The sequence below is a fragment of the Flectobacillus longus genome, assembly GCF_030056705.1.
Lineage (GTDB): Bacteria > Bacteroidota > Bacteroidia > Cytophagales > Spirosomataceae > Flectobacillus > Flectobacillus longus.
The window spans coordinates 38478-55260 of sequence record NZ_JASHIC010000006.1; the positions used below are offsets into that span (position 1 = coordinate 38478).

The 16783-nt window shown below is 38.3% G+C and carries 16 protein-coding genes and 1 tRNA gene; 6 read left to right on the plus strand and 11 right to left on the minus strand.

All coding sequences use genetic code 11. The features are described 5' to 3' along the window. Window positions 1-99 precede the first annotated feature (99 nt). Both QM491_RS05380 and QM491_RS05385 read right to left on the minus strand, forming a co-directional pair. Window positions 100-813 carry an SIMPL domain-containing protein gene (locus tag QM491_RS05380; protein ID WP_283326250.1) on the minus strand — a complete coding sequence of 238 codons (714 nt, stop codon included), beginning with the start codon at window positions 811-813 and terminating at the stop codon, window positions 100-102. Window positions 814-935: 122 nt separating this feature from the next. Further along, complete coding sequence (locus QM491_RS05385) at window positions 936-2285, minus strand: flavin monoamine oxidase family protein (protein ID WP_283326251.1); 1350 nt, start codon at window positions 2283-2285, stop codon at window positions 936-938. Between the two features lie 372 nt (window positions 2286-2657). Between QM491_RS05385 and QM491_RS05390 the strand changes: the two genes are divergently transcribed. Further along, complete coding sequence (locus QM491_RS05390) at window positions 2658-3068, plus strand: RrF2 family transcriptional regulator (RefSeq protein ID WP_283326252.1); 411 nt, start codon at window positions 2658-2660, stop codon at window positions 3066-3068. Window positions 3069-3304: 236 nt separating this feature from the next. Here QM491_RS05390 and msrC read toward each other — a convergent pair whose 3' ends face one another. From msrC to QM491_RS05415, 5 genes are all read right to left on the minus strand, one after another. Continuing rightward, window positions 3305-3790 carry a free L-methionine (R)-S-oxide reductase MsrC gene (msrC, locus tag QM491_RS05395; protein WP_283326253.1) on the minus strand — a complete coding sequence of 162 codons (486 nt, stop codon included), beginning with the start codon at window positions 3788-3790 and terminating at the stop codon, window positions 3305-3307. Between the two features lie 102 nt (window positions 3791-3892). Continuing rightward, window positions 3893-4384, minus strand: coding sequence for a hypothetical protein (locus QM491_RS05400; protein WP_283326254.1), 492 nt, complete (start codon window positions 4382-4384; stop codon window positions 3893-3895). A gap of 74 nt (window positions 4385-4458) precedes the next feature. Then, window positions 4459-5253: a (Fe-S)-binding protein gene (locus QM491_RS05405; RefSeq protein WP_283326255.1), complete on the minus strand. Its 795-nt coding sequence runs from the start codon at window positions 5251-5253 to the stop codon at window positions 4459-4461. A gap of 12 nt (window positions 5254-5265) precedes the next feature. Continuing rightward, window positions 5266-6264, minus strand: a complete 999-nt coding sequence (locus QM491_RS05410; protein ID WP_283326257.1) for an alpha/beta hydrolase — start codon at window positions 6262-6264, stop codon at window positions 5266-5268. Window positions 6265-6396: 132 nt separating this feature from the next. Further along, window positions 6397-7725 carry a 4Fe-4S dicluster domain-containing protein gene (locus tag QM491_RS05415; RefSeq protein WP_283326258.1) on the minus strand — a complete coding sequence of 443 codons (1329 nt, stop codon included), beginning with the start codon at window positions 7723-7725 and terminating at the stop codon, window positions 6397-6399. A 367-nt stretch (window positions 7726-8092) separates the two neighbouring features. On the opposite strand from QM491_RS05415, the gene QM491_RS05420 reads away from it, so the two are divergent. Further along, window positions 8093-8165: transfer RNA gene (locus tag QM491_RS05420), tRNA-Phe, on the plus strand. Window positions 8166-8304: 139 nt separating this feature from the next. After that, window positions 8305-9267 carry an HNH endonuclease gene (locus QM491_RS05425; RefSeq protein WP_283326259.1) on the plus strand — a complete coding sequence of 321 codons (963 nt, stop codon included), beginning with the start codon at window positions 8305-8307 and terminating at the stop codon, window positions 9265-9267. Here QM491_RS05425 and QM491_RS05430 read toward each other — a convergent pair. Beyond that, window positions 9257-9781 (minus strand): helix-turn-helix domain-containing protein, encoded by a 525-nt coding sequence (locus QM491_RS05430; protein ID WP_283326260.1) that lies wholly within the window; start codon window positions 9779-9781, stop codon window positions 9257-9259. The genes QM491_RS05425 and QM491_RS05430 overlap by 11 nt on opposite strands. Window positions 9782-10133: 352 nt before the next feature. On the opposite strand from QM491_RS05430, the gene QM491_RS05435 reads away from it, so the two are divergent. The 3 genes from QM491_RS05435 (at window position 10134) to QM491_RS05445 (ending at window position 15617) form a co-directional block, all read left to right on the plus strand. Continuing rightward, a complete protein-coding gene (locus QM491_RS05435; protein WP_283326261.1) occupies window positions 10134-11855 on the plus strand; it encodes a DUF885 family protein in 1722 nt (573 codons plus the stop codon). An 86-nt stretch (window positions 11856-11941) separates the two neighbouring features. Then, window positions 11942-13192 (plus strand): NAD(P)/FAD-dependent oxidoreductase, encoded by a 1251-nt coding sequence (locus QM491_RS05440; RefSeq protein ID WP_283326262.1) that lies wholly within the window; start codon window positions 11942-11944, stop codon window positions 13190-13192. 64 nt (window positions 13193-13256) lie between these two features. Next, the gene (locus QM491_RS05445; protein ID WP_283326263.1) at window positions 13257-15617 is read left to right on the plus strand and encodes a glycoside hydrolase family 127 protein; all 2361 of its coding nucleotides are present in this window, start codon (window positions 13257-13259) and stop codon (window positions 15615-15617) included. Window positions 15618-15847: 230 nt separating this feature from the next. Here QM491_RS05445 and QM491_RS05450 read toward each other — a convergent pair whose 3' ends face one another. The 3 genes from QM491_RS05450 to QM491_RS05460 form a co-directional block, all read right to left on the minus strand. Continuing rightward, window positions 15848-16225: a type II toxin-antitoxin system death-on-curing family toxin gene (locus QM491_RS05450; protein WP_283326264.1), complete on the minus strand. Its 378-nt coding sequence runs from the start codon at window positions 16223-16225 to the stop codon at window positions 15848-15850. Further along, window positions 16222-16401: a hypothetical protein gene (locus QM491_RS05455; RefSeq protein ID WP_283326265.1), complete on the minus strand. Its 180-nt coding sequence runs from the start codon at window positions 16399-16401 to the stop codon at window positions 16222-16224. The genes QM491_RS05450 and QM491_RS05455 overlap by 4 nt, the downstream gene beginning before the upstream one ends. Window positions 16402-16563: 162 nt before the next feature. Then, window positions 16564-16713: a hypothetical protein gene (locus tag QM491_RS05460; RefSeq protein ID WP_283326266.1), complete on the minus strand. Its 150-nt coding sequence runs from the start codon at window positions 16711-16713 to the stop codon at window positions 16564-16566. Between the last annotated feature and the right edge of the window lie 70 nt (window positions 16714-16783).

Genomic DNA, 16783 nt, shown 5'->3' on the forward strand with positions numbered 1-16783 from the left:
TAGGCTGTACGCTATATGTCGTAAGCTAAAAGTTTAAAAGTGTTTCTATTTTGCCTAACGCCTACGGCCTAAAGCGTATTTGCACTAATACTCAACACCTTATTTAATTTTAAACACTGCTTTCATATCAAATCTTACCTTGATTTTTTGGACATCTACTGTACTCTCTTGCATTGGAGCTGCATCTGCTGATATTGCCATTTCACGTTTCATGGCAGCATACATTGGTTGAGGATAATACCCGTTGTCAATTTCATAAATTTCTAGAGCTTCACCTAATTGTTCGCCGATACCTGCTAATAAATAGTTAGCTTTTTCTTTGGCATTTTGGAGAGCCTTAATTTTTACTTGCTTTTTCAACTCATCAATTTTTGAGTATTCAAAACGTTCAATATTTGTTGATAAAATGCCTTTTTCATCTACACGATTCAGAATAGCATCAATTTTAGAAAGATTTGCTAATGCCAACGTATAGGTTTTGCTTTCTAAGAAATTAGTTGGCTTTTTCTTTCCCCACCATTCACGGTAACCGTTGATACCTCCAACAGTTAGGGCTTCTTTAGATAAACCTGCATCAGCCACAGCTTTTTGTAATTGCTGTTCCAATACCAAAATATCTACGCGGTTTTTGTTGTCTTTATCTTTGAAATATTCTCTCAAAGTAACCGAAACAAAGATTTTATCTGGTAATACCTCTTCTTCGGCTGTACCAGTCACTTCAATTTTTTTCACAGGGGCTTTATCGTTATTTTGTGCTTGAGTCGAAAATAAAACTCCTCCAAACATTGCCAAGGCCATCATTAATTTTTTCATAATAGTACAAAGATTTGTTTTTGAAATATCAATTTATGTCTTTACAACGGGCTTTGGATAGCTCAAGTATGTATTAACAAAAGTTTAACAAATAGCCCCAAAATTAGTTACAAGGCTATTTATTAAACTTTTTCTAAAATTTCATTAGCCACTCTTTCACCCGAACGAATAGCACCATCGATATATCCATTCCAAATTTCAGCAGTTTCAGTACCTGCCCAATGGATGTTTTTTATAGGTTCACGAAGGTGTTTCCCCAAGCTTGTCCACGCTCCTGTAGGCATCAGTCCAGCGTAGCATCCACCCGAAAATTCTTCTTCTGCCCAAGATTTATCTACATAGAATAGGGGAGTTTGAGCTTCTTCACCAAAAAATTGGGTAAACTGTTTTAGCGCTACTTCCTTACGTTGCGACTCTGACAAAAGAGAAAAAGCCTTTGCTTGATTTGCTAATACAAATCCCATCATAATCCCCTTTGAGCCATCTTTGGGAGAATTATCAAAAGTTACGCTCACGTATCCTTCGTCACTTGCAGCTAAACCATTGAGTTCTTTTGCTCGCCAAAATGGTTTTTCATATACCGCATAACATTTCCAAACACTTCCCATCGGCATACGCTGAACTAACTGCTGTCGGTTGGCTGGCAATGCTGGCGAAAACTGTATTTTGTGCGTGAGGGTAGGCGGAATTGCTACAACAACCTTGGAAGCATGATAATGAAAATCCTTCCCAATAACTTCAACCCCTTGTTCATCTTGCACGATTGAGTCTACACGATGATTCAAGAGAATCGTATTTTCGGGTAAGTCATCCGCTATTTTGAGGGCTAAAGTTTGTGCTCCACCCAAAATTCGTTCTTCTTGAGCTCCATTTTTTACATTCATCAAGGTATCAAAATCTCTTCCTGATTTAGTATAAAATAAAGCATGAAGCATGGAGACTTCGTTTGGATGCGCTGCCCAAATAGCCTCAGAAGCTATCCCAAAAAGTTTTCGAGCAGTTTTAAAACGCATTTGTTGATTCATCCATGTTTGTAAAGTCATACTATCCCAATGCAGTGCATTTGGCGTATTCCAAGGACTTGCAAGATCAACAGTTTTAGATAACTTATTGATTTTCTTTATCGCAAAATCTAAACTCAATAAGGCAGGAATAGGCAAGGGGGGTATTAATCCTTTATAGTTTTTACGTTTTCCATTCATGATTAAGGTACTTTTTCCTTCATCGTAGGTTGGGAATGTGGCTAGTTGATATTCTTTCAACATAGCATAAACCTTATCTTGCGAGGGACCAACCCAAGTTCCACCCATATCCAGATAGAAATCGTCAAAATGCTCGGTATGTACGCGTCCGCCTACACGAGAGCGGGCTTCAAGAATCCGCACCGTTTTTCCAGCTTGTAGCAAAGCCTTGGCGGCAGTAAGTCCCGCAAAACCAGCCCCAACAATTATGACATCTGTGGAGTTATTCATGAAATGAGAGTTTTTATAGCAATTCAAATGATATATGAAGACAACAGGCTATTAGGATAATTCCATAGTTGTCCTACTCTTTGCTAGTCGATGGCAGATGAAACAGGTTTATGATAAAAATCATTTTTCAGCAACCTTTTAACTATAATTATTTTGTGAAAAAATTAGCATTTTCGCTGAAATATAGTCATTTTTTGAGCATATTCAAATTTTAGAAAAATTATCAAATCCCATAAATTTTATGTAGCTTTGTCTATAAAGCAAATAGAACTACTCTGGATACTGGATTTGTTATGGAGGAGATAGGCTTCCATGAAGTAGAGCCCAAAATCCTTTGGTAAAAGATTCAAGCATCAAGAAACTAAACAGAATATGATTTCCAAGAAAGCCAAATACGCTTTAAAAGCTTTAAAAGTACTAGCTCGTGAATATGAGAAAGGGCCTTTGTTGATTGCCAATATTGCCGAATCAGAGCACATTCCAAAGAAATTCTTAGAGGCTATTCTTTTGGAACTAAGAAATCACGGCATTTTACAAAGTCAAAAAGGAAAAGGAGGCGGATATTACCTAAGAATGTCTCCTGATCAAGTAACTTTTGCTAAAATTATCCGCATTATAGATGGCCCAATATCACCAACACTTTGTGTTTCTTTGCATTTTTATGGCAAGTGTGACGACTGTGTAAGTGAGGAAGCTTGTTCGCTTCGTAGCGTAATGGAGAAGTGGCGTGACGCTAACCTTACGGTATTGGAAGAAACTACTTTGGCTGATTTGATTAAATAAATCAACCAGAATCAGTCATTTCTTATTCAGTGATTTGTGATTGAGTAATTTTATGATTACTCTCCAACTTGTATCAAAAAAGCGGTCGAAAAAATAATTTTCGACCGCTTTTTTGATGATACCATTCTGGATATAACTCGGCTTAAGACGCAATTCTCTACTGCTAGAATACAAATTTTAAAATAATCGCTCAATCTTAATTCACTAAATTTGGGATGATTCTGCATTACAGAAATTTAGAGCGTTTTTTCCAAGGCTTTCATGATTTTTCCTAAACCTTCTGCATCTACTTCCGAAAAGTCATTGAGCAAATCAGAATCTACGTCCAATACCATCGCCACATTTCCTTCTTTATCAAAAACTGGCAATACAATCTCCGATTTTGACGCCGAAGAGCAAGCAATATGACCTGGAAAAGCCTCCACATCAGGTACTATTACCGTTTCTTTTGTGGTATAGCAATGTCCACAAACGCCCTTATTAAAGTTGATACGAGTACATGCCAAAGGCCCTTGAAATGGTCCTAAAACAAGTTGATTTCCTTTGGTTAAATAAAAACCTACCCAGAAAAAACCGAATGCTTCTTTCAGTACTGCCGAAATATTTGCCAAATTGGCAATCAAATCACTTTCGGTACTAATCAAAGCCTCTATCTGTGGGATAACGGCCTCGTATATTTCTTTTCTATCTTTTGTTTCTGGAATAAATAAATTCTCAGCCATTTTGATTTTAATTGTTTGTTGATTTGCCTGATTGGCTTTTGGCTTTGAGCTGTCAGCTTTCAGAACAATGTATCTATTGCCTCCTTGTCTAACCCCTTAGCCCTAAACTAATTGCTTAAAATATCTCGCCATCCATGAATCGCCTGCGGGAAGCGTCCATTTTTCTTGGAACTCGGCAACTGTAGCGACAAGTGTATTGACGATAGGAGTTTCAGGAGTAATTTCGCCAGAAGTTACCAATCCTCTGATTTTCAACATCTCAACAGTTTCGATGGTATCGCCTTTAAAATAGGCAATTGAGCGATCAAAGAAATTGACATTGAGGTGTTGTGTCAACTCCTTAAACCAACGTCCAGAGGCATCAATAGAGCATCCCGAAGCAGCGTTTTGCTGTTCGTCGGCGGCTACAATAATAAATCGATTTTGAATAACCTGAAAAGCTCCCAATAGCGGTGCACCATGTGCTGCCCATTGTTCAATTTGTTGTTGAAGATATTGACCAACAAAAGCTGTTTCGTCAGATGAAAGAAGGCGTTCTGTTTGATAAACCCAAACACGTGCCGAAGGAGATATATTTTCGAATGCTACGTACATAATTGTAATGGCTTTTAGTAAGCTTTGACAAAGATAAAAATAGGGAATCTCTTTGCCAAAGCCTACACCAACAACTACATACTTGCGTCAATGAGTTCCGCTAGGTCATAAACTTTTACGGAGTCTTCTTTTTCTTTATTTTTCACCCCATCCGACATCATGACCATACAAAATGGACAAGCTACTGCAATGGTTTGTGCACCAGTTTCTAGGGCGTCTTCGATGCGTTCTACGTTAATATCCTTATTACCTTTTTCAGGCTCTTTAAACATTTGTGCACCACCTGCACCACAGCACAGACCTTTGGTACGACAACGCTTCATCTCTACCAATTCGGCATCGAGGGCTTCTAATACAGCTCTTGGCGCCTCATAAACCTCATTGGCACGACCCAAATAGCAAGAATCATGATAGGTAATCTTTTTGCCCTTGAAACTACCACCTTCAGCCATTTTGACTTTACCGTCGTTAATCAACTGTTGCAAATACTCCGAATGGTGCAATACCTCATAATTTCCTCCCAGAGCTGGATATTCATTTTTGAGGGTATTGAAGCAATGTGGGCAAGCTGTTACAATTTTCTTGATGCCATAACCATCTAGTACTTGGATGTTCATCGTCGCTTGCATTTGGAACAAAAACTCATTACCTGCACGACGTGCTGGATCGCCAGTGCATGATTCTTCGGTACCTAAAACCGCAAATTTGATTCCTACACGATGGAGAATTTTGGCAAATGCAATCGTAACTTTTTTATATCGGTCATCAAATGACCCTGCACAACCTACCCAAAACAAAATTTCTGGGGTTTCACCTTGCATAGCCATATCAGCCATGGTTGGCACTTTGAATTCTAGCGCTTGTGACATCTGTTGAATATTTTATGGTCGGAAAACCTTTTCGTCTAAAAACTTTTCTGTGCCTTTCTGTACTCCTTCATAATCTTTCGAAAGTACATACGAGGCTATTACGTGGTTGCCTGCATTCGGGAATACCTGTTTCTCCTTTTTCGAAGCATCAACGCCTAATTCATCATACATTTTGAGCATAGCAGGCACTGATACTACTTTATCCTGTTCTTGTTCATTTTTATAATAATAGGCTAAATAAGTTGGGCATTTTACTTTCGCGAAAGTCTCTGGTGTCATCACATGAGTCAAGAAATTTTGCAAAGCAATTAAGCCATCAACATGATAATGTGTTGACCAATATTTGGCATGAAGTGGATTGTAGGGTTTAAAATCTCGTATTTCTGAACCCATAATAGCAGTAGCTAATTTTTTACCCCAAGGATTATCAAGCGCTGCTGCATTTTTATCAAATATCTCAATACAAGGCGAATACAATACTATTGCTTTGATTTCTGGATGTCTCGAAGCAAGATATAAGGTTAGCGCTCCGCCAAACGACGTGCCTACAACAATAACTTCCTTGCCTAGTTTTTTAGTAATAGCCAAAGCCTTTTCTACCGACTCTAATACTTGGTCTGTTGTAAGGTTTTTCATGGTGCTATCGCCCAAATTAATCCCATGCCCAGCGAGACGTGCGAGGTATAAGTTGGCATGGTACTTTTTTACCAAATTGGTATGAACGGGGTCACCTTCTTCTTGACTTGCCGAAAAACCATGAACGTACAAAAGCGCAACATCTGTTGGCTTTTTTTGTAAAGAATCAGCCCAAATAATTCTTGCCTGATTGTCTTCTCTAATACCCTTCACGGCTTTTTCTTCGGCATTTATTTGAGCTTCGAGAGCATTCAAAGAATCGGGAAGACTAAAGCTATAGTCTTTCAAAGTTGGAGCATCAGGTTTGGGTCCCAACAAGTAGAGAATACCACCAAACCCGATGACCCCGAAAAGTATGCTGATGAAGCGACGCATATTATGTTTTGTTTTTTGAGTTAAAAGTTTTGTATGAGGGACAAAGTGGCAGAGGCGCATAGGCACAAAGTGAAAGTTAATTTTACAGCTCAAATTTTTTCGAATGAAACAAACACTTTGTGCCTTTGAACCTTATCCCTCTTTCTGCGCCCAATTGAATCGATCTGCTGGCGAAAATTTCCAAGGAGCCTGATTGTTTTCTAAGTTCGAAAACATCGCATTCCATGAGCCTGGGGCATCAGATTCTTCCATGATTTGGTATCGACGCAATTGCAGAATAATATCTAATGGCGAAATATTAATAGGACATTCTTGTACACAGGCATTACAGGTAGTACAAGCGCGTAATTCTTCGGCTGAGATATAATCGCCGTACAAGGACTTTCCATCATCCACGAATTGCCCTTTATTTTGCGTCATATTGCGTCCAACCTCTTCCAGACGGTCGCGAGTATCCATCATGATTTTTCGTGGCGACAACGCCTTTCCTGTGAGATTGGCAGGACATTGCGAAGTGCAACGACCACATTCGGTGCAAGAATAAGCATCCATCAAGTTTTTCCAAGTCAAATCCTTGATGTCTTTAGCTCCAAAACGAGCAATTTCTGCAGGTGCTTCTGAGGCAGGTTGTTCGAGCCCCAGCATGATTTTTACTTCTTGCGTCACCGACGGCATATTAGCCATTTGTCCTTTGGCTTCCAAGTTTGAAAAATAGGTGTTGGGAAACGCCAAGAAAATATGCAAATGTTTTGAATAAGTCACATATACGGCAAAAGCCAAAATCCCCAGAATGTGCAACCACCAAGCCAAACGCTCATACGCAATCAAAGCGGTTGTATTCCATCCCTCAAAAATCGGTTTGAGAAATCCACTAAACGCAAAAGTTCCTACAGGATGAAAATGCTCAACACCTCTCGATTGCAAAACACTATCGGCAGCGTTCATGCTCAAAAGAAAAAACATCAAGATAATTTCTGAAAATAAAATCGTATTGGCATCAATTTCTGGAAAACCACTCAACTCACGGTGGCGTGTAGCTTGAAGACGTTCTACTTTGGTGATATTTCTACGAACCAAGAAAATTACACATACGACCAATACCCCAAATGCCATTGTTTCGAAAAAATTAATCAACAGGGGATAGGTATCGCCCAAAATTGGAGCAAATAGGCGATGAGTACCCAATAGACCGTCTAAGACGATTTCGAGCACCTCAATATTGATTAGCAAAAAACCTGCGTAAATAACAAAGTGCATTAAACCAATCAACGGACGATCAAACATCTTTTGCTGTCCAAAAGCAATTCGTAGCATCATGGCACGACGTTCTTCGGGGCGGTCGCTACGGTCTTCGTCACGACCTAGTAAAATCGTGTTGCGAATAGTTTTGATTCGTTGTCCGATAAAATACCCTGCCGCAGCTAATGCTAACAGAAATAGAATTTGTTGTACGACTTGCATAGTAAGTTGAGATTATTGCTGATTACTTTTGATGGGGACAAAACCTTGAGAAAACCACTTGATTTTGTCTTAAAAAGCTACCAAATATATTCAATTAATATTTTTTCATGAAAAAACTGCATATTGCAAAGATGGGTAAAATTAAAATAGTATGCAAGCATACTATTTTAATTTTTTTCTATTTTTTTGTAAAAATTTTTATCAATGTAACTTTCTGAAAATCAAATAAAAAGCCCCTAATTTTAAAGATTTCGCATTTTTTTTTCATTTTTTTTGCGAAAACATTTTGGTTTTTAAATTCTGTCTACTAATTTTGCAGTCCCGAAACACACGAACAAAACACGAAAATGTAACGGGAAATCAGAACGGTGAAGTAGCTCAGTTGGTAGAGCATCGGACTGAAAATCCGTGTGTCGGCGGTTCGAGTCCGCCCTTTACCACAAAAACCCTCTCAGATTCATTTCTGAGGGGGTTTTGTGATTTTAGGGGGAAAAATGAACGTTTTCTTTCTCTCTACAATAATTGTTGCTATATTTTATTTCTAAATCTTATTTATCTCACATCTTAACTCATTTTTAAATGATTGATGTTCGAAGTTCTATTCAAAAACTCAAATCAATTCGACAAGGCACTTCCAAATATGGAAATGCTCCACATAAGCTTATTCTAATCTTGACTATTATCGAGTTAATTGAAAACGGGCACTTTCTAAAGAATGAATTTTACATTGACCCTGACTTTGTAGCCTATTTTAGAGAAAACTGGACTCTTTTGGTTGATACAGCACATAGTCCAGACTTTACTCAGCCTTTTTATTATCTTCAAAACGAAAAGCTAGTGGGAGAGCCTTTTTGGAAACTTCATCTCAATTTTGGCTTCACCCTCACAAATCATATCAAAAGCATTAATGTTTTAAAGGACGTAGTTAAATACGCGTCATTTCAGGAAGACTTTTATCACTTATTACAAAATTCAGAATTTAGACTTTTAGCCCAACATACTATTCTTGATACCTATTTTACAAAAACGAAGGAACAATTCGTCATTGCCAAAAAATTTGGAAAAGGATATATCAACGACTTAGAAGGCTTTTTGTTGAACGAAAAAGAGGCTCCAACTTATGACATTGGCTTCAACTCAATCGATGAAGAAGAAGTTTTTGTAAGAAGTGGTTTATTTCCACGCCTAATCAGAAAGGTTTACTCCTCCACTTGTTGTATGTCAGGAATGAAACTTATCACTGATTTTGGTGGAGATTTAATTGAAGCTGCCCACATCATCCCGTTTAGTGTTTCAAGAGATGATAAAGTCACGAATGGATTAGCCCTTTGTCCAAACCTACATACAGCGTTTGATAAAGGTCTTGTAAGTATTGATGACCACTTTAGAGTTTTGGTTTCTACACAAATTAGTGAAAATACAGAACACCCTTACAGTTTGGCACAATTACGTCAAAAAAAGATTATAATGCCATTTGGATCAAAACACTATCCTAATATTGAAAATATTCGTTGGCATCGAGAGCATATCTTTAAAGAATAGAATCTACCACCTCCACCTTCAATTCCTTTCCCAAGCCTAATGCTACAATTTTGTGAAGGGTTTCTAATTGAATATCGCTTTTACCGTTTTCAATTCTTGAAATATAGTTTCTGGTTGTACCTGCGCTCAAGGCTACTTCTGCTTGGCTAAGACCTGCTTTTTCTCTGGCTTCTTTCAACATAACTCCTACAGGTATTGTATCTATATTCTTGATGAAAAGACTTTGTTCATAAAGCACGTCTGGGTCGAGGCTAGTTGAAACTTCAATGCGCTTATTTCTAAAATTTAAGACCGAGACATGATTCGACCATTCTAATGTTTTTGACTCACTCACTGTCACATGCTTGAACACCTCCCAATCTTTCAGTGCTAGAAGATGTGAGTTAGCGTCTTTATTCCATTGTTGAAAAAATGGCTCGAAATCTATCACTCGTATCTCAGCCGTAGTCCAAACTACAGTGATTTTATACGGCTCAACTGATACTATCTTAGTAATACGGGGTAATTTATTCATGGCTAGTCCTTCAATAATATTTTTATCCAATTGCAAAATGTTACCTAATTAGGTAACATCACTCACAATACTAATGAATTTATAAAAAATCTCAACATTAACCCTCTGATTATTTTCTACTTACGCTATTCTGCTATCATGAATCAGAATAATACTTTCACTATAATTCTCATTATCTAAATTTCCAATACCTATTTATTACCACCATTTCCAACAATTTCCTATATCCTTGGTTAATATTTGATTATATCTTGATAAAATGTACATAGCGCTTCCTTCTTGAATAAAGTAATTTTACATTATACCCATTTATCTTGGGAAACCGTCTTAGGCATCTTAACTATCATTATGTATGAAACACTTCGTCAAATTATACTTTATTACTTTGGGGATGCTTTTGCTGTGTGCGGTTCCTAGCTGGGCACAGAAAATAGCTGCTAATGATGCTTTGAGACAACTTATCGAGATGTATCATGCCGATCGTGGCAACTTACAGCGTTTTTACACGATTGACCATTCTCCTGAGCGTAGAGAGCGATTCAAAACCCTAGCTCAGTCTTATCTTACGCAACTACAGCCAATAGACTATAATGCCCTCGATGCTGGCGGGCGTGTGGACTACTTATTGATCAAAAGGGATTGGGAAGATGTCATTTATCAAAGTCAAGAAGAAGCTACCGCCTTTCAGCAGTTGGCAAACTGGTTTCCGTTTGCACAAGTAATTTATGATGCCGAAAAAGCTCGCCGCAGAGGTCTAATGCCCGATTCGCCTAAATTGGCATCGGAGCTTAATCAATGTGCGAAACAAATTGTTAGTCTACAAGCCAAATTAAAGGAAACAAAAACCCTTACCAAGGATTTATCTAACCGAGGTAGTCGTATTGCTTTGGGGTTAAAATCTGCCTTAAATTCTGTTTATAGCTTTTATAATGGCTATGACCCGATGTTTACTTGGTGGATGGCAAAACCTTATGCCGAGTTAGATAGCGTCTTAAAGGGCTATTCTTCGGCTTTTCTGAAAGCTACCACCGTAAGTTCTCAAGTCAAAAACGATGCTTCGGGAATTGTAGGCAATCCTATTGGCAAAGAAGAGCTCACGCGTAAACTGAAATTAGAAATGATTCCTTACTCGCCAGAAGAACTGGTGGAGATAGCCAACAAGGAATTTGCTTGGTGCGATGCCGAAATGCTCAAGGCTAGTCGTGAGATGGGTTTTGGCGATAATTGGAAAGCTGCTTTAGAAAAAGTAAAGCAAACGGCCGTTCCGCCTGGACAACAGCCTGCGGCGATGGTCAAATTATATGAGGAATCAATCGCTTTTTTGAAAGACAACAACTTGATTACGATTCCACCATTGGCAGAAGAAACTTGGCGCTTGTCGATGATGAGTCCTGAACGTCAATTGGTCAATCCTTTCTTCTTAGGTGGTGAAGAGTTTATTGTTTCGTATCCTACCAACACGATGACGCATGACCAAAAAATGATGAGTATGCGTGGTAACAACCCTCATTTTTCGAGAGCTACCGTACATCATGAACTCATTGCAGGACACGGTTTACAATCGTTTATGACACGTAGATACAAAACCTATCGTCATTTCGAAACACCATTTTGGGTAGAAGGCTGGTCATTGTATTGGGAAATGCTGTTATATGATTTGAAATTCCCTCGTTCGGCAGAAGACCGAGTTGGGATGCTATTTTGGCGTATGCACCGCTGTGCTCGTATTATTTTCTCGCTCAATTATCATATTGGCAAATGGTCGCCCCAAGAGTGTATCGACTTTTTGGTAGACCGAGTAGGTCACGAATATGCCAATGCCGAGGGCGAAGTACGCCGTTCGTTTGTAGGAGGTTATGACCCATTGTACCAAATCGCCTATATGATTGGAGGCTTACAAATCAGAGCATTGAAAGATGAATTGGTAGGTACGAAAAAAATGACCTACCAACAATTTCATGATCAATTTATGCAGGAGAACAAGCTCCCCATCGAAATGATGCGCGCTATCCTTTCTCGCAAACTTTTACCGAAAGATTATCAAACCAACTGGAGATTTTATTCACTTAAATAATAGGAGAATTTGAAGATTTGGAAATTTGAAAATGTGATTACTCATCTTCAAATTTTCAAATCTTCAAATTTTCAAATCAACATACCATGAATCACATTTCAATTATTGGCGGGGGGATTGTAGGATTAAGTTCTGCTTATTATTTGCATGAAGCGGGCTATAAGGTGACGGTATTTGATAAAGGAGATTTATCGGATAACTGTTCTTATGGTAATGCAGGCTATGTATGTCCAAGTCATTTTGTGCCTTTGGCAGCACCAGGGATTATTTGGCAAGGAATCAAATGGATGTTTAATCCTTTGAGTCCTTTTTACGTAAAACCTTCTTTGAATAAAGCATTAATCAATTGGGGGTTCAAATTTATGCAAAGTGCCAATCCTCAACATGTAGAGAATTCGGCAGTGCCTTTGAGAGATATTTCTTTATTGAGTCAAAAACTGTTTGAAGAATGGGAGGCGGACGCTGCTTTTGACTTTGGCTACGAGCGTAAGGGTATGCTTGAGATTTTCCAAACAGAAGCCGTGGCAGCACACGCACATCATACCGTCGAAAAAGCACATGAATTAGGTCTTGATGTAAAATATCTTGATAAAACACAGTTACAGGCATTAGAACCACAAACGCCCCTCAATGCCATTGGGGGACTTCAGTTTAATTGCGATACTCACGTTTATCCGAATCTTTTGATGAAAAATCTTATCGCAGATTTAAAGCAAAAAGGTATCGAAATCAAAACGAATGAAAGTATTACTGGTTTTGATAAAAAGAATGGAAAAGTCACACATATCCGTTCCAACAAACAGCAATATGCTACCGATGGAGTAGTGGTAGCGGCTGGTTCTTGGAGTCGTGAACTAGCTGAGTTGGTCGATATTACCCTTCCACTGATGGCAGGTAGAGGATATTCTTTGACTTTGGAAAATAGTCCTCATCAAATCAACCATCCTATTATTTTGGCAGAAGGTCGTGTGGCATTAACGCCAATGGATGGTAACAAGATTCGTATGGGAGGTACTATGGAAGTGGTCTCGACAAACACACCTCCGAATTTCCAACGTGTAAAAGGAATTTTACAATCAGTCAAAAGCTTTTTACCAACTTTTGATATCGCATTTCCTGCCGAAAAAGACATCTGGCATGGTTTCCGACCTTGCTCGGCAGACGGTTTACCTTATATCGGTCGTACCAATACGTATGATAACGTAGTAATCGCCACTGGGCATTCGATGATGGGACTTAGCCTTGGCCCTGGTACAGGAAAATTGGTCGAAGAAATTATCAGCGAAAAACCTACCAGTATCAATATTCAAGCATTCAATCCACAACGATTTGACTAAAAAGTAAAGGCTTTTATCTTATGACATCATTCTTGGATAAAAGCCTTTCTTTATCTTCTTCTCTATGAAAAATCTCACCCTTCTCTCTATTTTTTGTTTATTGTTTTTGGGAAAAATAAATGCCCAAAACTATACCCCCCTCAAAGTTGACAAACGCTTTAAAGTACAATCCAAAGTTACCTTACAGGCCTATCCATTCGACTTGGACGAAGTGACTTTATTAGAAGGTTCGCCATTCAAAAATGCGATGGACAAAGATGCAGCGTATTTGTTGAGTATCGAGCCGCAACGCTTGTTACATCGTTTTTATCTTAATGCAGGTTTACCTACCAAAGGCGCAGTGTATGGCGGATGGGAAAGTGAAGGGCTTTCGGGGCATACGCTTGGGCACTATCTTTCAGCGTGTGCGATGATGTATGCTTCGTCACAGCAAAAAGTGTTTAAAGACCATGTCAACGAAATAGTAACAGCTTTGGCTGAATGCCAAAAAGCGCGCAAAACGGGTTATATAGGCGCTATTCCGAAAGAAGATTCTATTTTCACGAAAGTAGCACGTGGCGAAATTAAGTCTGGAGGTTTTGACCTCAACGGCGGTTGGAGTCCTTGGTACACAGTTCATAAAGTCATGGCGGGTTTGTTAGATGCTTATTTGTATTGTGGCAACCAACAAGCTTTAGCAGTAGTAACGGGCATGGCAGATTGGACAGGAAAAACAGTTAATCCGCTTTCGCCAGAGTTATTACAAAAAATGCTTAAATGTGAATACGGCGGAATGGCTGAGGTTTTGGCTAACTTATATGCGATTACGGGTAAAAAAGAGTACCTCGATTTGTCTTATAAATTTTATGACGACTTTGTGATGGTTCCTTTGTCGAAACGTATTAATCCGATGGCTGGCAAACATTCGAATACCAATGTACCCAAAGCCATTGGAAGTGCCCGACAATACGAACTAACAGGACTGGAGTCTGATAAAACTATCGCAAGCTTCTTCTGGGATATTATGGTACACCATCATACTTATGTGATTGGCGGAAATAGTAATTACGAATACTGTGGTGAGCCTGACAAATTAAGCGAACATTTAAGCGACAACACTTGCGAAACCTGCAATACCTACAATATGCTTAAGCTGACTCGCCATTTGTTTACTTGGCAACCCAATAGCGAGTTGACAAACTATTATGAAAGAGCGCTTTACAACCATATTTTGGCATCACAAAATCCTGAAAGTGGTATGATGTGCTATTTTGTACCCTTGAGAATGGGTACTAAAAAAGATTTCAGCGACCAGTTCAATACCTTTACTTGTTGTGTTGGCAGTGGAATGGAAAACCATGTGAAGTACAACGAAAGTATCTATTTTCAAGGTGCTGATGGCAGTCTGTTTGTGAACTTATTTATTCCTTCTCGTCTAAATTGGAAAGAAAAAGGCTTGGTATTGACACAACAAACGCAATATCCGACTCAAGGCAATTCACAACTCACTTTAGAACTTCGTAAGTCTCAAAAATTTGCCCTTAAAATTCGTAAACCTTGGTGGGCTACCAATGGCGTTCAAGTAAAAGTTAATGGACAGTCGGTTGCTTCGGAGCCAGATGCCAATGGCTATATTGTCGTAGAAAGAACATGGAATAATCGTGATCAAGTGACACTCGATATGCCTATGCAGGTTTACAGCGAAAGTATGCCTGACAACAAAGACCGTATCGCTTTATTGTACGGACCTTTGGTTTTGGCAGGACAATTAGGCAAAGAAAATCCCGATCCAGTATATGGTATTCCTGTTTTGTTGACGGATAATAAAAATGTAAATCAGTGGGTAAAAAGTGTAGAAAATTCTCCCTTAACTTTCAAAACCCAACAAGTGGCTGTTCCTTTTGAAGTAACCCTAATTCCTTTTTATCAAAGTTATCAACAACATTACAGCGTGTATTGGGATTATTTTACCAAAGCTGGTTGGGAAGAGAAAAAGGCAGCTTATGAAGCAGAGAAAAAACGTCAGAAAGAGATAGAAGATAAAACAGTAGATAATTTCAGAATTGGCGAAATGCAACCCGAGCGTGACCACAACCTCACCATCGATGGCGAATCTTATGTGAGCGACGCGCTAGGACGTACAGGTCGTGAAGTCAGAAAAGGAGGCTCTTTCTCATTTGACCTAAAAATCAAAGCTAATTCAACCCAAGCATCGATTTTGATGACTTATATTGGTGATGACAAAGGTCGTTTCTTCGATATTTTAGTAGACGGTCAAGTATTGGCAACACAAGAGTTGAAAGGTGGTTCGACTGGTAAGTTTTATGATATATCTTATCCACTTAATACTTCTTTTACTGCTAATAAAGATAAAATCAGAGTAACCATCAAAGCACACACAGGCAAAACCGCAGGAAGAGTTTTTGGAGTACGGAGTTTGGAATAATGAGAGTGGAGTTGTTCATAATAGTAGTATCAATAAGAAATCCCATTCTTTAACTATAATCGAAAACAAGACATTTCAAGCGCTAAACATGAGTCATTCCGAATTTTTAGGATTGGGATTATGCTTCAAGTTTTTATCAAAAAAGGGGTCGAAAAATATTTTTCGACCCCTTTTTTGATGCTACTATGTTAGATATGACTTAGCTTAAGACGCAATCTTATGTTGTATGATTACTTAACAACTACATGTTCTTTTACCCAAACAACAATTTCTTGGAATGCTAACTTACCTGATGCGATAGCTATTACAAAATTGTATTTCTCATCTTGTGTAGCCTGTAAATCTTTCCCAAATTGCATTAATAACAAACGCATAATCACATATCCTGTTCTTTTATTTCCATCAACGAAAGGATGATTTTTGACTATACTTTCAATTACAGCGCTAACTTTTTCTTCAATTGTGGGATAAAACTCCGTTGTTCCAAAACCACTAAATGGTCTTGTAAGAGCAGACTTAAGGGCATTTTCATCTCTAATACCGCTTAATCCACCAAATTCATTCACTAAAACTTGATGTATCTCTATGACTTCTTGAAAATCAATCATTTTGCTAGCTCTTTAAGCAATTCCCTATCTTCTTTTAATACGATACTCAAGTTTGAGGATAATTGTATCTTAGTTTGGGAATCTTCCTGTAATTGTCGAAGTATTTGTAAAACTTCCGTCAAAACGTTATCGGGAAGCCTATCTACAATCTCTATGATTTCCTGTTTAGTTTCCATTTCAATATTATCTTTTGTTGAAAACGTAATTTTCTATGGTTTAATTTAATAAATATTCCTGAAATGTCTCATTAAAATAACTGAGACATAATCAAAGCGCTGCGCTAGTCTTGTAGGAAAGTTATCCAACAACCGTTGATAGTACTGTATTGAGCTTTGTAATTAAAATAAAATTGGTGTAGCTGCAACTCTTGCAGTTGCAGCTACACCCAAAAATACCAATAAATAAGAACTCTTTTGAACAAAATAGAAATCTTCGTTTAGTCCTAATTTAGGATTATTGGTTTCAGTAAAATTGAAAAATACCTTCATTTTGAAATAGGATATCATACTTCCGCAATCCAACATCCACTATCTGAAATTAGTACTGTACGAAGGATTC

Excerpts from the sequence above, each read along its gene's own strand:
- QM491_RS05415 (WP_283326258.1), bottom strand. The coding sequence starts at position 7,725 with ATGCAAGTCGTACAACAAATTCTATTTCTGTTAGCATTAGCTGCGGCA.
- QM491_RS05380 (WP_283326250.1), bottom strand. The coding sequence starts at position 813 with ATGAAAAAATTAATGATGGCCTTGGCAATGTTTGGAGGAGTTTTATTT.
- QM491_RS05440 (WP_283326262.1), top strand. The coding sequence starts at position 11,942 with ATGAATCACATTTCAATTATTGGCGGGGGGATTGTAGGATTAAGTTCT.
- QM491_RS05435 (WP_283326261.1), top strand. The coding sequence starts at position 10,134 with ATGAAACACTTCGTCAAATTATACTTTATTACTTTGGGGATGCTTTTG.
- QM491_RS05385 (WP_283326251.1), bottom strand. The coding sequence starts at position 2,285 with ATGAATAACTCCACAGATGTCATAATTGTTGGGGCTGGTTTTGCGGGA.
- QM491_RS05390 (WP_283326252.1), top strand. The coding sequence starts at position 2,658 with ATGATTTCCAAGAAAGCCAAATACGCTTTAAAAGCTTTAAAAGTACTA.
- QM491_RS05450 (WP_283326264.1), bottom strand. The coding sequence starts at position 16,225 with ATGATTGATTTTCAAGAAGTCATAGAGATACATCAAGTTTTAGTGAAT.
- QM491_RS05410 (WP_283326257.1), bottom strand. The coding sequence starts at position 6,264 with ATGCGTCGCTTCATCAGCATACTTTTCGGGGTCATCGGGTTTGGTGGT.
- QM491_RS05425 (WP_283326259.1), top strand. The coding sequence starts at position 8,305 with ATGATTGATGTTCGAAGTTCTATTCAAAAACTCAAATCAATTCGACAA.
- QM491_RS05430 (WP_283326260.1), bottom strand. The coding sequence starts at position 9,781 with ATGAATAAATTACCCCGTATTACTAAGATAGTATCAGTTGAGCCGTAT.
- QM491_RS05460 (WP_283326266.1), bottom strand. The coding sequence starts at position 16,713 with ATGAAGGTATTTTTCAATTTTACTGAAACCAATAATCCTAAATTAGGA.
- QM491_RS05445 (WP_283326263.1), top strand. The coding sequence starts at position 13,257 with ATGAAAAATCTCACCCTTCTCTCTATTTTTTGTTTATTGTTTTTGGGA.
- msrC (WP_283326253.1), bottom strand. The coding sequence starts at position 3,790 with ATGGCTGAGAATTTATTTATTCCAGAAACAAAAGATAGAAAAGAAATA.
- QM491_RS05400 (WP_283326254.1), bottom strand. The coding sequence starts at position 4,384 with ATGTACGTAGCATTCGAAAATATATCTCCTTCGGCACGTGTTTGGGTT.
- QM491_RS05405 (WP_283326255.1), bottom strand. The coding sequence starts at position 5,253 with ATGTCACAAGCGCTAGAATTCAAAGTGCCAACCATGGCTGATATGGCT.
- QM491_RS05455 (WP_283326265.1), bottom strand. The coding sequence starts at position 16,401 with ATGGAAACTAAACAGGAAATCATAGAGATTGTAGATAGGCTTCCCGAT.